This window comes from Corynebacterium amycolatum SK46, from assembly GCF_000173655.1.
GTDB classification, from domain to species: Bacteria; Actinomycetota; Actinomycetes; order Mycobacteriales; family Mycobacteriaceae; genus Corynebacterium; species Corynebacterium amycolatum_A.
Genome location: NZ_ABZU01000002.1, coordinates 53,194 through 69,396, shown reverse-complemented (window position 1 = coordinate 69,396; position 16,203 = coordinate 53,194). Strand labels below are relative to the sequence as shown.

The window sequence follows — 16,203 nt, the reverse complement described above, 5'->3', positions numbered from 1 at the left end:
CCAATCCGGGGGCTCGGCTACTGTAGTAGCCATCATGGGAAATGAAACTGGAATGCTGTTCGGGTCCTTCAATGCTGACGATGGCCGTAGTGGCGATAGCCATAGTGGTTCGAACCACGGTGAGTCGGGCGGTGCTACGCCTGGCCGCGGTGGGTTCGGCCACTTCGCCGGCGCTGGTAGCAATAGCGCGCCGAGTGGCGCTGCCAGCTTTGGCGGCGGTTTTGGCGGCGGCTTCGAGCCCAGTTTTGATTCAGAGTCGCTGTTAGAGGGGCTTAATCCGCAGCAGCGCCAAGCAGTGGAACACATTGGTTCACCACTGTTGATTGTGGCTGGAGCGGGTTCGGGAAAGACGTCTGTGCTGACGCGCAGGATTGCATACCTGATCGGTGCGCGTGGAGTCCTGCCAAGCCAAATTTTGGCTATTACTTTTACCAATAAGGCCGCAGCTGAGATGCGCGAGCGTGTGGCTGGTCTGGTCGGTGACCAAGCGCAGCGTATGTGGGTGTCCACGTTCCACTCCATGTGTGTGCGCATCCTGCGCATGCAGCATGCGCTAGTACCGGGGCTTAATTCCAATTTCTCTATTTATGATTCGGACGACTCCCGGCGTTTGCTGTCCATGATCGCTAAGGACATGGATCTGGATGCCAAGAAGTTCACCGGCCGCGTGCTCTCGTCGCGTATCTCCAATCTCAAGAATGAGTTGATTGATCCGGAGAAGGCCATCGCCGATGCCTCGACGACGCGCAATCCTTTTGATGACGTCGTTGCACGGGTTTACCTGGAGTACCAAACCAGGCTGCGGGCGGCTAATGCCGTGGACTTTGACGATCTAATCGGTGAGGTCGTTCGGATCTTCACCAGTCACCCGCAGGTTGCAGAGTACTACCGTCGCCGCTTCCGGCATGTGTTGGTGGACGAGTACCAGGACACCAACCATGCGCAGTATGTTTTGGTCTCGACGCTCGTCGGCAAGCCCGGTGGAGATGTGCCTCCGAGTGAGCTGTGTGTGGTGGGCGATTCGGACCAGTCCATTTATGCCTTCCGTGGTGCGACTATTCGCAATATTGAGGAGTTTGAGAAGGACTATCCGGAGGCCACGTCGATTTTGCTGGAGCAAAACTATCGCTCGACGCAGACGATTCTGTCGGCGGCCAATGCGTTGATTGCGCGCAATGAGAACCGTCGGGAGAAGAAGCTGTGGACCGATCTCGGTGAGGGCGGCAAGATTAAGGGCTACGTGGCGGACAATGAGCACGATGAGGCTCGGTTTATCGCTAACGAGATTGAGCAATTGGTCGACTACGGGCCGTACTCGTATTCGGATGTGGCGATTTTCTACCGCACCAATAATTCCTCCCGTGCGCTAGAAGATGTCTTCATCCGTATGGGCGTGCCGTACACGGTGGTTGGTGGCACCAGGTTCTATGAGCGTAAGGAAGTACGCGATATTGTCGCCTACCTGCGTGTTATTGAGAACTTCGACGATGATGTTTCGCTGCGTCGCATTATCAATACGCCGCGCCGCGGAATCGGTGACCGTGCGGTGGCGCATGTGTCGCTCTATGCCGAGGACGAGAGGTGCTCGTTTGGCACGGCGCTACGTGCCGTAGCTGAGGGCAAGGTGTCGGCAGTGGCGGCGCGGAGCCGAAATGCGATGGCGGCGTTCGTCGAGATGATTGATGGCTTGGCGGCGGATATGGCATCCGGTGAACTGGCTGATATCGGCGACTTGGTCAATGCGATTATTGATCGCAGTGGGTACAAGTCGGAGCTCGAGCGCTCCAATGATCCGCAAGATGCCACACGCCTGGACAACCTCAATGAGCTCGTCAGCGTTGCGCGGGAGTTCTCTGCAGAGGCGCGAATGATGTCGTCGGTGGATATTAGCGCTGATGTAAAAGAAGGCTCTGGCGCTGCAGCTGATGCTGAAAGCGGTGCTGATACCAGTGGCGAGTCCGAGGTGGAATCTGGAATCGCGAATGACCTCGCGCGTGATTTCACGGCCGACTTCGACAACGATGGGGAAGCGGAGCCGGGAAGTCTGCAGGCATTCCTCGAGCGAGTTTCTCTGGTGGCGGATGCGGACCAGATTCCGGATGATGACACCGGTGTAGTGACGTTGATGACGCTACATACGGCAAAGGGCCTGGAGTTTCCGGTGGTATTTCTCATCGGCTGGGAAGACGGACTGTTCCCGCACCTACGCGCCCTGGGCGATCCGAAGGAGCTGGCCGAAGAGCGACGTCTGGCCTATGTGGGTATTACCCGAGCTCGCAAGCAGCTGTATCTCACGCGTGCCGTGACTCGGTCCTCGTGGGGTTCGCCGCAGAATAATCCGCCCTCACGTTTCCTGGGGGAAGTCCCAAGCGACCTGATCGATTGGCTGCGCGAGGCTCCGGCTCGAAGCTGGGGCGCCGGTTCTGGTGGTTTTGGCTCTAGCGGCTACGGCGCGGGCAGCGCGTTTGGTCGTGGCCATGGTACCTCGTCGGGCTTTGGCTCCAGCTCGGGCTTCGGCTCGGGTGGATCCGCCAGCTCTGGTACGTCATCCCGAAAGAAGAATCAGGTCTTGCACCTAGAGCCCGGTGACAAGGTTGTTCACGACAAGTACGGCTTAGGCACTGTGCTTGAAGTCCAAGGGGTCGCGCCTCGGGCAACTGCGATGATTGACTTTGGATCCGCAGGTAAGGTCCGCATGATGCTTATCGGCGGTGTGCCAATGGAGAAACTGTAGAAAACGACCACCGCGTGGAGGCTACTTAGGCTTCTTCGCGGTCACCCAGCAGTTGATGGTGGCATCTTGCACTTCGGTGCCGCCTGCATCGGTCAGCACGATGTGAACGGGAAAATCCACTCCACCAGTCTCTGGCGTGATGGTGGAGAAGTCCGGCAACTCAGCTTTGGCCACAGCCGTCAGCCCACCAACGGAGATGCGCTTGTAGCTCGTCGTCATGCCCTTTGGTACCCAGCGATGCGTTGTTGGCACGCTGGCCTCACAGAGCATGCCCATCGCGAATTCAGCGAGGTTACATGCAGCAATCGCATGCACGGACTTAATGTGATTACGTACGCCCCACCAAGCGGGCATGCGCGCTACCGCCAGTCCAGGCTCCATCGTCTCTAGCTTGGGGCAGATTGTGCGGAAATATGGCGCCGTCAATGCGGCGGCTAAGGAAAATAAACGCTTGCCGACGACTGGAGTCGCAGCCAACTTCTTCCACATGCGGAATGTTTGAGTCTCTGCCATGTGTCAAGAGTAAAGCCCCAGTACTGGCGGCGATGCCGGTTTCTGAAAAATTAATCAGGCGAGGCTTGCAGTCGCGGTCGAACAGGGGGCCGGTGCACCAGTAGAGCCCTCGCAGAGCGACCAGGCCTGCTCGTACCTGTGCCGATACCTGATTAGTTCAGGCTCAGACCACGCTCGATGAACCAGGTCACCGGGTCGACCGGGGTGGTGCCATCCGGGTGGATCTCGAAGTGAAGGTGCGTACCGGTGGAGAAGCCGCGGTTGCCCATACCGGCAATGACCTGACCGGCTCGGACAGCTTCGCCGACAGCAACGTAGATGGACTCAATGTGGCCGTAGACGGAAACAGATCCGTCGTCATGGCGAACGCGAATCCACTGGCCGTAGCCCTGAGCTGGACCTGCATCGATAACAGTGCCGTCCATGACGGACATGATTGGAGTGTTGGTGACGTTAGCCAGGTCGACACCATAGTGGAAAGAGCCCCAGCGAGGACCGAACGGGGAGGTCAGCAGCCCCACGGTCGGGATGGAGAGCTTCGGGGCGCGGGCGGCCTGATCGCGGGCAACGCGCTCCTGGTTGTACTGCAGGGCAGTAGCGAGGTGGTCACTGAGGTTAGTGCTCGGGCTGAAGGAGCTGGAAGCCAGCACCATCGGAGCATTGTTCTTCGGCTGAGCAGCGCGGGTCTGAGTAGAGGCTGAGTTCTCTGGAGCCTTATTCTCGGTCTCAGTTGCGTGGGCGACCGCGTTGGAGGAAGCGATAGTCGATGCGGACAGTGCGACCAGTGCTGCGCGAGAAGTTGCGGAAACTTCTACCTTGCGGTGCTTTCCGCCTCCGCGACGAGCATTGAAAAACGTCACTTCAATCTCCCTGCCAACAAAACTCTTTGTAACCCAACTGTTATCTAACCCTTGCGATAATAACGGTTCGATATAGGGCAAGCAACTCATTTTTAGAGAACTTGTTCACTAACCTGTCAGTTTTAGTTCAATAGAGCCCTGTTGTGACCATGGTGTTGTTGTCTTCTACCGCGGGTCAGTCGAAGCGCGACCGGCTTGTTGCCAGGGGGTTTATGCCGGATGCCCCTTAATCGAGGGGGCGGGCAGGGAAATTGGCAAGGAGTTGCCGCGCGAACTAAAGGTGTGCCAGCGGGGGTGGCAAAAGGTAACCCATCGGCGTTGACAAATGGAAACCAAAGGTGAAGCCACTTTGGGGGGGGGATGGCAAGGGTATCGGACTCGACGGATATCGTCCGTCCTGGGCTCCACACTTTCAAACGAGACTCTGCAATGCCTGAGCAAAGAGGCGTTGTATATATGGCACTATATGGCCATGGCTGTGACGCGCACGTGCGCGCCACCTTATCCATGTAGGTATGGAGTCAGCCGCCAACGATGAGACGCAGGAAGGACGATGCCACTGTGAAAGGCGCGGATTCGCGGAGAGGTTCCTCCGGTAGCGATCGAAATCGGCGAAGCCGCACCGGCGGCGGTAGCAGCGGCAGCTCCCGCGGCGTCCGCAGCGAGCACAGCGAACGCACCACCCGCGCATGGCAGAATACGCAAGCCGGTCAAACAGGGGGCGCGCGCAGCGAAGGGGTTGGCGTAAATCGAGGTACCGCTACGAAGATGAAGGCGGGGGCCTCCGGGACGTCGTCACGCATGGGGCGGTTCTCGGGTTTCCGTCGCCTCATCAACTCGCCTCGTGCACGCCGGTTTGGGCTGTCTGTTGCCGGTTCGTACGGCGTCGTATTGCTGTTCATCATCTCGGTAGCTCTGATTGGCGTCATCGTGAGCGGCGCTGGAATGTCTCCGCTTCCAGCGAGTATCGCGTCGATGTGGATGATTTTTAACCTCGCACCGTTCCGCTTTAACGGCACAACGCTGGGGCTCACGCCAGCACTGCCTGCGGTGCTGATGGTGATGTTCATCGCTTGGCGTGTACGCCGCGAAGTCGCTGACCGCATCAGCATCAAGGACGTGCGCGCGCTGGTCGGCGCGTATCTGGGTACGCCCATTGTGCTCACCATCATCGCGTGGCTCATGCTTTACGACGCGTCGAAGGTGTTTCCCCGCATTCAAACCCCCAGTTTCGGCCTTGCGATTGCAGCCGCGCTGCTCGTAAATCTCGTGGCCTTGGTGCTGGGGATGGGGCAGCGGTTGCTGCGCGCACTACTGCTGCGCCGTAAGCTACCGGAGTGGTTGCTCGGGTCGGCGCGACTGGCGGGCAGCTACGTGGCATGGCTGTGGCTGGTCGGTGTTGTGGTGACCCTCGTTTCGCTGATTTGGCATCGAGGGTTGCTGGCAGAGACATTTGCAATCACGGATACGGCCGGTGAAAGTGTTGCGGTCAGCGGTCTCTCGCTGCTCTACCTGCCAAATGTGGCCTTCGGTGCTGTCGGTGTGCTGGTGGGCGGCAAATCGACCTTTGGGCCTGCGGAGGCTGGGCTGTTCGCAGTGCACCCGGCTCAGCTGCCGCCCCTGCCGATTTTGGCTGCCATGCCTCAGTCGCTTGCGCACTGGGCTTTCGGAGTGCTGATTGTGCTACCGCCAGCCATTGCAGCTTGGCGCGTCGTGGCATTCCTGAAGAAATCTGCACCGAAGCAGCCCTACCTGGTCGTCGTTCTCGCTGCCGTGTGGTCGATCATGTTCCTAATGGGGCTGGCTTGGCTGCTCGGCGGTGAGGTTGGCATCTTTGGGTGGGCCGGTGCCTCCTGGTGGCTGACTGGCCTGCTCGGCTCGATGTGGCTGGTTGTTCCGGGGGCCATCGTGGTGGTTGCGATGACCGGTGTGCCGTCACTTGGTAGGGACAAGGGTGTCTCGGAAGTGGCCGCTGAGAAGTTCCCGCCGAAGCCTGCAGAAGATGGGGACGGTCACGCTGAGGCTGAGGATGCCGGCGACGCCGATAAGTCCGACAATGGCGCGGACGGTTCGGAGGAGTCGGAGGAGTCGGAGGAGATTGTCGACGGGGAAGTCGTAGCGACCTCCGAAGACGAAGCCGAGTCCGGCACAGAGGATGGATCAGAGTCCGGTGCTGAGTCTGAAGAGGATTCGGAAAGCGCCGCGGACGGAGAAGAACCGAGCAAAGTAGATGCGACCGAAGAGGACGAATCCGATGAGGACACCGAAGACTCGGAGGAGGGCGGCGACGGAAAACCGTCGTCAAGCCAAAAGAGCTAAGCCAACTTAGGGGGAGCGGAATTTGGGGTCTCTGTCGGGCTGGGTAAGCTAAACGCCGTGACTGAAGCACAGCCCGTCGCAGAAATTTCGCACAATAATTCCTCCAGCAAGCAGCTCCGCATCGTAGTCCTGGCCTCTGGCCTGGGCTCCCTTTTGCAGTCGATGCTGGAACTGCTGGATGCTGAAAAGGTTCAGATTGTCGCGGTTGGTTCGGACAAGGATTGTCCGGCGCTGGAGAGGGCTCAAAACCTCAATATCCCAACTTTTCGGGTGCCTTTCGATGCTGAGGCAAAGAAGGACCGAGAAGGTTGGGATATTCGTGTTTTAGAGGCCGTGAGCAGTTTTTCGCCGGATATCGTTGTCTCGGCGGGTTTCATGCGCATTCTGGGGCCATCATTTGTGGAGGCCTACAGCAATCGCATCATTAATACGCATCCTGCGCTGCTGCCGTCCTTCCCAGGGGCGCGTGCGGTACCGGATGCACTTGACTACGGGGTGAAGGTCACCGGCACGACCGTGCATATTGTTGATAATGGAGTGGACACCGGGCCGATTCTGGCGCAGCAGTCAGTGGCCGTCGAGGACGACGACACGGTGGAGACCCTGCACGAACGAATCAAGGTTGTCGAACGCCGACTCCTGGTTGATGTATTGCACTCGATTGCCGATCACGGAATTGAGCGTGACGGACGAAAGGCTTATCTGAAATGACCAACGACAACACGCAGCGTAAACCAATCAAGCGCGCTCTGATTAGCGTCTACGACAAGACTGGGCTCGAGGAGCTTGCTCGTGACCTGCACGAGGCTGGCGTGGAAATCGTTTCCACCGGTTCCACGGCTGGCAAGATTGCTGCAGCTGGCGTTCCTGTGACCCCGGTTGAGGATCTCACTGGTTTCCCGGAGTGCCTCGAGGGCCGTGTGAAGACGCTGCACCCGCGTGTTCACGCCGGCATTCTGGCTGATACCCGCAAGGAAGACCACCTGGCTCAGCTGAAGGAGCTCGGTGTGGAGGCTTTCCAGCTCGTTGTCGTTAACCTGTACCCGTTCCGTGAGACCGTTGCCTCGGGAGCTTCCTACGACGAGTGCGTGGAGCAGATCGACATCGGAGGCCCGTCGATGGTTCGCGCCGCGGCGAAGAATCACCCGTCGGTTGCTATCGTGGTCGACCCGGCTCGTTACGGCGATGTCGCTACCGCCGTGAAGGAAGGCGGCTTCACCCTCGAGCAGCGCCGTGAGTTCGCTCGTGACGCATTCCTGCACACAGCTGAATACGACGCGGCTGTGTCCAACTGGTTTGTTGAACAGCTCGGTGGTGCTGAGGGGTCCGCTCCGACTCCACTGCGCTATGGCGAGAACTCTCACCAGTCGGCAACCCTGACCCGCATTGGTGCCAAGGGACTGGCAAACGCCAAGCAGCTGAACGGCAAGGAGATGTCGTACAACAACTACCAGGATGCCGACGCCGCATGGCGTGCCGCCTGGGATCACGAGCGTCCGTGTGTGGCAATCATCAAGCACGCTAACCCGTGCGGTATCGCAGTCTCGGATGAGTCCATCGCCGCAGCTCACCGCGCAGCTCACGCATGTGACCCGATGTCCGCATTCGGTGGTGTCATCGCCGTCAACCGCGAGGTCTCCGTTGAGATGGCCGAGCAGGTCAAGGACATCTTCACCGAGGTCATCGTCGCTCCGTCCTACGAAGATGGTGCTGTTGAGGTGCTGAAGGCCAAGAAGAATCTGCGCATTCTCGTCGCCGAGTACGAGGCGCCGACCGCAGAGAACAAGTTCATCTCGGGCGGTCTGCTTACCCAGGAGCCGGATACCTACCAGGCAGAGGGCGATAAGCCGGAGAACTGGGAGCTGGCCGCCGGCGAGGCATTGAGCGCCGAAGAGCTGGCTGAGCTCGAATTCGCATGGCGCTCCGTCCGCGCTGTGAAGTCCAACGCCATCCTGCTGTCCAAGAACAACGCCACCGTCGGCGTCGGCATGGGCCAGGTCAACCGCGTGGACTCCGCAAAGCTCGCCGTTGAGCGCGCAAATACGCTTGCCGACGGGGAAAACCGTACTCAGGGGGCCTACGCCGCGTCCGATGCCTTCTTCCCGTTCGCTGACGGCCTGCAGGTCCTGATTGATGCTGGTGTGAAGGCAGTTGTCCAGCCAGGGGGCTCCATCCGTGATGAAGAAGTCATCGCTGCTGCCAAGGAAGCTGGCGTCACCATGTACATGACTGGTACTCGCCACTTCTTCCACTAATTCCTTACTGGGTTAAGGGCTAACCGTCGGGGTGCTAACTGTCACCTCGGCGGTTTTCTCTGCCCGGACGTGTGGGGAGCTGGGGGCGAGGATGCGTGTCTGTCGTCGAGCCGTGGTCTATATGAACACACGCCGAGGGCAGGTACTGGTGAAAACTATGCAGACGAAATGGCTCCAATGCGTTTAACATAAGGGCTTATGTCACGTAGAACCGAAGCGCGACGGCGTCGAGAAGCAGAGATTCTTTCCGCTGCTGCTGCGATCCTGGCCGACCGAGGGTTTCATCAGACTCGGTTGGAGGATGTTGGCTCCGCTGTCGGCATTTCTGGCCCAGCTCTTTACCGCTACTTCAGCGGCAAGGAAGAGCTGTTGGCGCAGATCCTCATCGATATTTCTATCCGACTTGTCGATGGTGCGCGAGCAGTTCTCGATCGAGCAAAGAGCAATGATTGGGCTCCAGAGGAGACGCTTCGGGGGCTCCTTGCGCATCACGTGCATTTTGCAGTCACGGAGCCCGATCGCATTCGGGTCCAAGAACGCGAAGGGGGAAATTTGGCGCCAGAGCAGAGCGCAAAAGTGCGTTCCTTGCAGCGTCTTTACATGGTCTTATGGGTGGACGCTCTGTGTGAACTACAGCCCGAACTCACCTCCGATGAGGCGCAGCTTAAAGTCCAGCTCACCGCTGGGTTGATTAACTCCTCCAGGCACGTGCTCAAATGGGCGGGCCCCGAGGCGACAAGGGAAAATGCCTTTGAGATGGCCCTCGCTGCGCTGGGCATTAACAACCAATAATCCGCATTCATTTTTCTGCCGTCTGGCCTTACTACGCGCAGCAGTGTGGGGCCAGGCGGTTTTTTGTGCGGTGCGGTCGGCCTTATCTGAGTGAATTCACCCCCGAAACAGATTTCTAGGAGAAACTTACATCTCTGTTGGAAACATGCCGTGACCTCGGGGAGGGGTGCATACTTCAAACCGCCTGAACGGTTTCCGGGGGTGGAAGTGTGGTCTAGGAAACAAAATTTGTTGTGAGGTGACTGGGGTCACACTAATCTTTCCGTCAAGAAAGTTAATAGTCATTAACGGAAAGTATTTCGCCCATGACTCACGCCTCAGCATTGACCAACCGACAGCGCCACGAAGAGCTCGTTGCAGAGCTCAAAGAGCTGCTCAGCACAACAGCACGCGGTGGTTCCGAACGCGCTCGTGCTCGCCATATCTCCCGAGGCAAGCTACTGCCACGTCAGCGCATCAACCAACTGCTTGACCCCGGCAGCCCTTTCCTTGAGGTCGCACCTTTAGCGGCTCACGAAATGTATGGCGGTAAGGTTCCGGCTGCTGGCGTCATCGCCGGCATTGGCATTATCGAAGGTCGTCGCTGCCTGGTTGTAGCTAATGACGCAACCGTCTCTGGTGGTACCTATTACCCGCTGACTGTTAAGAAGCACCTGCGCGCACAGGAGATCGCCAGTCTCAACCACCTGCCGTGCATCTACCTGGTCGACTCCGGTGGAGCCATGCTGCTCAACCAGGATGAGGTTTTCCCGGATCGCGATCACTTCGGTCGCATTTTCTACAACCAGGCCAACCTCTCCGCTCGCGGCATTCCACAGATTGCCGCCGTGATGGGATCCTGTACCGCCGGTGGTGCATACGTGCCGGCAATGAGCGACGAAGCTGTCATCGTGAAGAACCAGGGCACCATCTTCCTGGCAGGTCCGCCACTGGTTAAGGCTGCAACTGGTGAAGATGTCACGCCGGAGGAACTCGGCGGTGGCGAACTGCACTCTAAGACCTCCGGTGTTACTGACCACCTGGCGGTCAACGACGCCGACGCGCTGCGTCGTGTCCGCGATATCGTCGCAACGCTCCCCAAGGACCCGGAAGTTCCGTGGGACACAGAACCCACCGTCGCGCCGACTCGCAACCAGACCGATCTCTACGATGTCGTCCCCGTCGATGCCAAAGTGCCTTACGACGTCCACGAGGTCATCGAAATCATCGTGGATGGCGGAAAGTACCAGGAGTTCAAGGCCGAGTTTGGTACGACCCTGGTCACTGCTTTCGCCCGCATCCACGGTCACCGCGTCGGCATTATCGCCAACAACGGCATTCTCTTCGCGGAATCGGCGCAGAAGGGCGCGCACTTCATCGAGCTGTGTGACCAGCGCGGCATCCCACTGGTATTCCTGCAGAACACCACGGGCTTCATGGTTGGTCGCGAATACGAGGCCGGCGGTATCGCGAAGCACGGGGCCAAGATGGTCAACGCCGTGGCTACTACCCGCGTGCCAAAGTTCACCGTAGTCATCGGTGGTGCCTTCGGCGCCGGCAACTATTCCATGTGCGGTCGCGCATATTCGCCGCGCTTCCTCTGGATGTGGCCGAATGCTCGCATTTCCGTCATGGGCGGTCCACAGGCGGCGATGACGCTGTCGACGGTTCGTCGTAACCAGATTGAACGCTCAGGTGAGAGCTGGTCGCAGGAAGAGCAGGACGAGTTTGAGGCCCCGATTCGCGAGCAGTTTGAGCGCCAGTCGCACTGCTATTACTCATCGGCTCGCCTGTGGGATGACGGTGTCATCGACCCCGCAGATACCCGCCGAATTCTCGGCATGGCCCTCGATGTGGCAAGTGGCGCACCCCTGGATGAACAGGGCTTCGGCGTCTTCCGCATGTAGTAACCAGCTAAAAACTCTCGACACCGCATTTTCTGGAAAGGAAACACAGGGCACATGACAGCGCACAACACGCAGCCCCACGCAGCTGGAGGCAGCCTGAGTACCGTATTGGTCGCAAACCGCGGGGAGATTGCCTGCCGCATTATCCGAACCCTTCGTGACAACGGAATTCGCTCCGTCGCGGTTTACTCCGATGCCGATGCCGACGCCCCTCACGTCCGCATGGCGGATATGGCCATCCACATTGGCCCATCCCCAGCGCGCGAGTCCTACCTGGTCATCGACAAGATTATCGATGCCGCTCGCCGCTGCGACGCAGACGGAATCCACCCCGGCTACGGCTTTCTGTCTGAAAACGCAGACTTCGCGACCGCCTGTGAGGAAGCAGGTATTGAGTTCATTGGCCCACCGGCCAGCGCCATCAACACCATGGGCGACAAAATTTCCGCCCGCGCCGCCGTTGAAGCCCGCGATGTTCCCACCGTGCCGGGACTGTCTCGCCCAGGGCTTAGCGACGAGGACCTCATTGAGGCAGCCCCATCGATTGGCTTCCCGGTACTGATTAAGCCATCGGCAGGCGGTGGCGGCAAGGGTATGCACCGCGTGGAAAACGCGGCTGACCTACCGGCTGCGCTCGCAACGGCTCGTCGTGAAGCGGCGGGTGCCTTCGGCGATGACTCCCTGTTCATCGAGCACTTTGTCGACACCCCGCGACACATCGAGGTGCAGATTCTCGCGGACAAACACGGCAATGTAATCCACTTGGGCGAGCGTGAGTGCTCGCTGCAGCGACGCCATCAGAAGGTCATCGAGGAAGCTCCGAGCCCGCTGCTGGATGAGGAAACGCGCAGCGCGATTGGTGAAGCGGCCTGTGACGCGGCCCGCTCGGTTGGCTACGTCGGCGCGGGCACGGTGGAGTTCATTGTGCCAGCGAAGGACCCGTCGTCGTTCTTCTTCATGGAGATGAATACGCGTCTGCAGGTTGAGCACCCGGTAACTGAGCAGGTCACCGGCCTGGATCTGGTGGCACTGCAGGTTGACATCGCCTCGGGACGCCCACTGCCGGTTACCCAGAAAGACGTAACACTCACCGGTCACTCGATTGAAGCCCGCGTTTATGCCGAAGATCCGGCAGCGGGATTCCTGCCCACCGGTGGCACGGTCACACGTGTCGTCGAGCCGAGTGGGGCGGGTATCCGTGTGGATTCCGGCATTACCGATGGTTCCGAGGTTTCTTCGCTCTATGACCCGATGTTGATGAAGATCATCTCCCATGGTGAAAACCGTGAGCAGGCGCTCGAGCGGCTGGACAAGGCTCTGGGCGACACTGTTGTCGCAGGCGTCGGGGTCAACATCGATTTTTGTCGCTACCTGCTGAACGTCCCCGAGGTTCGCGCCGGCGATCTTGACACCGGTTTGCTCGACCGCGTTGCGGAAGGCTTCGCCACCTCCGGAACACCGGACGATGTCTACCTCGCCGCCGCGATGGACTGGCTGACTTCCCGCTTTGAAGAAGCCACCGACTCGCCGTGGCTGACCCCGGATGGCTGGCGCGCCAGTACTCCTGCCGCGCAGCGCATCCGCTTCGGAACGGGGGAGGACTCACGTCTGATCTCGATTGTGGGCACGCCGTCGAGTGCCGACGTCATCGTCGGTGATGTGGTCGCGGGCCTGTCTGCCGAGGCTGAGAACGAAGAGATCGACGTTCCGAAACCGAGAAATTACAAAGTCTCGGTCTACCGCGACGGAGAACATCTGCGCATCGTCCGCGATGGTGTCGCACAGCATTTCCTGGTCGAGACCATCGACCATGCGGGGGCAGTGAACCATGAAGAATACGTTGTCGCCGGTGCTCACGGCACGTGGGTGCTGCCTCGCACTGAGGTAGTCACCACCGGTGCCGAAGCCGATGCCGGTGGCTCGGGAGTCATCCAAGCACCGATGCCCGGCGCGATTATCGCGTTGTCGGTGGAGGAGGGAGCCCGCGTCGAAGTTGGTGATGCTCTGTTGGTCATGGAGGCCATGAAGATGGAGCACACTCTCACCGCCGAAATTGCGGGTGAGGTCAGCTTCACAGTCGCGCCGGGCGATCAGGTCACCGGTGACCAGCAGTTGGCGGTCATCACTGCGGCCGAGGACTAACAGACCACACAAGCACACAGACTGCACAAGCACTCATACACAGCACACACGATTTTTACCAACCAGGTCCCACACCTACAAAACTTCAAGGAGCACGCACCATGTCTGAAAGCACCAAGATTGCAACCGCCATCCTCGACGACGAGTACGTGGAACTGCAGAAGGTAGTTCGCGAATTCGCCAATGAAGTTGTCGATCCGGTTTCCGCCGAGCACGACCGCAACCACACCTTCCCGTACGAGATTGTCTCCCAGATGGGCGAGATGGGCCTGTTCGGTCTGCCATTCCCTGAGGAAGTCGGTGGCATGGGCGGCGACTACCTGTCCTTCGGTATTGCCCTGGAGGAGCTAGCTAAAATCGATCAGTCGGTCGCTATCACCCTGGAAGCTGGCGTTGGTTTGGGCGCCATGCCAATCTTCCACTTCGGCAATGAGAAGCAGAAGGAGACCTACCTGCCCGAGCTGACTGCTGGTAAGAAGCTCGCTGGCTTTGGTCTCACCGAGCCGGATGCAGGTTCCGACGCCGGTGCCACCCGCACCACAGCCCGCGAAGACGGCGATGATTTCATCATCAACGGCGCCAAGCAGTTCATCACTAACTCCGGCACGGATATTACTTCGCTGGTGACCGTCACCGCAGTCACCGGCCAGAAGGAAGATGGCAAGAAGGAGATTTCCACCATCATCGTGCCGAGTGGCACGGAGGGCTTTGTCGCGGAACCGGCTTATGACAAGGTCGGTTGGAATGCCTCCGACACCCACCCACTGACCTTTACCGATGTCCGCGTTCCGCAGGAGAACCTGCTGGGCACCCGTGGTCGCGGCTTCGCTAACTTCCTGTCCATTCTGGCCGAGGGCCGTGTTGCAATCGCAGCGCTTGCCACCGGTGCCGCGCAGGGCTGTGTTGATGAGTCGGTCCGCCACGCCAAGGAGCGCCACTCCATGGGCCGTGCGATTGGTGAGTACCAGGCCGTCTCCTTCAAGATTGCTCGGATGGAAGCGCGTGCGCATGCCGCACGTATGGCGTGGTACGACGCAGCCGCAAAGATGGCTGCGGGCGCAGATTTCCGTCGTGAAGCGTACATCGCCAAGATGATTGCCTCCGAAGCCGCGATGGACAACGCGCGCGACGCGACGCAGATTTTCGGTGGCTACGGGTTCATGAACGAGTACCGCGTGGCACGCCACTACCGCGACTCCAAGATCCTGGAGATCGGCGAGGGCACCACCGAAGTGCAGCTCATGCTGATCGCACGTGGATTGGGGCTGTAAAAATGTCTGACAACAACGCGACCGAAGTCACCCGCGACGTCGTCCAGCGCGGACTGTGGTTCGAAGAGTACGAGGTCGGGGCGCGTTACCTGCACCGTCCGGGGCGCACCGTCACGGAAACCGATGACGTCCTGTTCACGACGCTGACCATGAACACCCAGCCACTGCATCTGGATGCGCACTGGTCGAGCCAGCAGCCGGGATTCGGGGGCGAGCGCTTGGTCAATTCTATGTGGACGCTGTCGACGGTTGTCGGGCTGTCTGTCGGGCAGCTGACGCTCGGCACCATCGTCGCCAACCTCGGCTTCACCGAAGTGGCGTTTCCCGCACCGATGTTCCACGGCGACACTCTGTATGCAGAGACGGTCTGCCGTAACAAACGACTGTCCAAGTCCCGCCCCAACCAGGGCATTGTCGAGCTCGAGCACATCGGACGCAATCAGGACGGCACTGTCGTCTGCCGCGCAGTCCGCTCCACGCTCGTCCAATGCGCACCGACTTCGCTTGACGACGGCTCCGAGAACGCAGCTTCAGCAGGGAAGTGAGTTGCCCATGTCTACGCATAACCCCTGGCAGCCCCTGGGCCCTGCAATTCTGTTTGCGCCGGCAGACAGGCCGGAACGGTTCGCTAAAGCTGCTGACCGTGCCGACATGGTGATCCTGGACCTGGAGGACGGCTGTCGCGCAGAAAACCGGGAGGCGGCCCGCGAGGCTATCGCCTCCTGTGACCTCGATCCGGCCCGCACCATTGTGCGTGTCAATCCACCGGAGGTTGAGGACTACGCAGCGGATATTGACATGTTGCGTGGCACCGCTTTCCGCCAGGTGATGCTGCCCAAGGCTTCCTCGGCGCAGCAAGTGGATGAGTTGGTAGCAGCACTGGGGGAGAAGACCCAGGTCATTGCCCTTATCGAAACTCCGCTTGGGGTCATGCGCGCCGAAGAGCTGGCGCAGGCCGATGGCGTCGTTGCGCTGTTTTGGGGCGCAGAGGACCTGGTGGCGGGATTGGCGGGAACGTCATCACGCTTTAGCGAAGGAGAGGCGGCACTCGCGCCGGGCCGTATCCATGCGGGTAGCTACCGCAGTGTGGCGGTACATACCCGCAGCCACGTTCACCTGGCGGCAGCGGCGCACGGTAAGGCCAGTCTGGACTCCATCTACGCCAATATCTCCGACGCGGATGGGCTAGCTGCGGAGGCAGCAGATGCCGCTGCGCTGGGATTTGCCGCCACCGTCTGTATCCACCCAGGTCAGGTCCCGACAATCCGCCAGGCTTATCGCCCCAGCGACGAGGAGATCGACTGGGCGCGTCGGCTCTTGGCGGAAGCGGAAAAGAACACCGGCGCCTTCAGCTTTGACGGCCAGATGGTGGATGCGCCGCTCTTCCGCCAAGCAGAAGCCATTGCTCGGCGAGCTGCTGTAACCGGTTAG

General features: G+C 59.7%; 12 protein-coding genes. 10 read left to right on the top strand and 2 right to left on the bottom strand.

Annotated features, from left to right (window positions below):
• Positions 1 to 34 precede the first annotated feature (34 nt).
• Positions 35 to 2,734 carry a UvrD-helicase domain-containing protein gene (locus CORAM0001_RS02200; protein WP_005510037.1) on the top strand — a complete coding sequence of 900 codons (2,700 nt, stop codon included), beginning with the start codon at positions 35 to 37 and terminating at the stop codon, positions 2,732 to 2,734.
• Positions 2,735 to 2,755: 21 nt separating this feature from the next.
• Here CORAM0001_RS02200 and CORAM0001_RS02195 read toward each other — a convergent pair whose 3' ends face one another.
• Positions 2,756 to 3,247 carry a hotdog fold domain-containing protein gene (locus CORAM0001_RS02195; protein ID WP_005510020.1) on the bottom strand — a complete coding sequence of 164 codons (492 nt, stop codon included), beginning with the start codon at positions 3,245 to 3,247 and terminating at the stop codon, positions 2,756 to 2,758.
• A 152-nt stretch (positions 3,248 to 3,399) separates the two neighbouring features.
• Entirely contained in the window at positions 3,400 to 4,107 is a 708-nt protein-coding gene (locus tag CORAM0001_RS02190) for a M23 family metallopeptidase (protein ID WP_005509833.1), read from the bottom strand.
• 534 nt (positions 4,108 to 4,641) lie between these two features.
• Here CORAM0001_RS02190 and CORAM0001_RS02185 point away from each other — a divergent pair.
• From CORAM0001_RS02185 to CORAM0001_RS02145, 9 genes are all read left to right on the top strand, one after another.
• The gene (locus CORAM0001_RS02185) at positions 4,642 to 6,426 is read left to right on the top strand and encodes a cell division protein PerM (RefSeq protein ID WP_040360879.1); all 1,785 of its coding nucleotides are present in this window, start codon (positions 4,642 to 4,644) and stop codon (positions 6,424 to 6,426) included.
• A 57-nt stretch (positions 6,427 to 6,483) separates the two neighbouring features.
• A complete protein-coding gene (gene purN, locus CORAM0001_RS02180) occupies positions 6,484 to 7,137 on the top strand; it encodes a phosphoribosylglycinamide formyltransferase (protein WP_005510010.1) in 654 nt (217 codons plus the stop codon).
• Positions 7,134 to 8,681, top strand: coding sequence for a bifunctional phosphoribosylaminoimidazolecarboxamide formyltransferase/IMP cyclohydrolase (purH, locus tag CORAM0001_RS02175; protein WP_005510025.1), 1,548 nt, complete (start codon positions 7,134 to 7,136; stop codon positions 8,679 to 8,681). The genes purN and purH overlap by 4 nt, the downstream gene beginning before the upstream one ends.
• Positions 8,682 to 8,879: 198 nt before the next feature.
• On the top strand, positions 8,880 to 9,473 hold the full coding sequence (locus CORAM0001_RS02170) for a TetR/AcrR family transcriptional regulator (RefSeq protein WP_005509755.1): 594 nt from the start codon (positions 8,880 to 8,882) through the stop codon (positions 9,471 to 9,473).
• 305 nt (positions 9,474 to 9,778) lie between these two features.
• On the top strand, positions 9,779 to 11,359 hold the full coding sequence (locus tag CORAM0001_RS02165; protein ID WP_005509862.1) for a carboxyl transferase domain-containing protein: 1,581 nt from the start codon (positions 9,779 to 9,781) through the stop codon (positions 11,357 to 11,359).
• A 54-nt stretch (positions 11,360 to 11,413) separates the two neighbouring features.
• A complete protein-coding gene (locus CORAM0001_RS02160; protein WP_005509749.1) occupies positions 11,414 to 13,501 on the top strand; it encodes an acetyl-CoA carboxylase biotin carboxylase subunit in 2,088 nt (695 codons plus the stop codon).
• Positions 13,502 to 13,602: 101 nt separating this feature from the next.
• Complete coding sequence (locus tag CORAM0001_RS02155; RefSeq protein WP_005509952.1) at positions 13,603 to 14,772, top strand: acyl-CoA dehydrogenase family protein; 1,170 nt, start codon at positions 13,603 to 13,605, stop codon at positions 14,770 to 14,772.
• A 2-nt stretch (positions 14,773 to 14,774) separates the two neighbouring features.
• Positions 14,775 to 15,317, top strand: a complete 543-nt coding sequence (locus tag CORAM0001_RS02150) for a MaoC family dehydratase (RefSeq protein ID WP_005510006.1) — start codon at positions 14,775 to 14,777, stop codon at positions 15,315 to 15,317.
• Between the two features lie 7 nt (positions 15,318 to 15,324).
• The gene (locus CORAM0001_RS02145) at positions 15,325 to 16,203 is read left to right on the top strand and encodes an HpcH/HpaI aldolase/citrate lyase family protein (RefSeq protein WP_005509930.1); all 879 of its coding nucleotides are present in this window, start codon (positions 15,325 to 15,327) and stop codon (positions 16,201 to 16,203) included.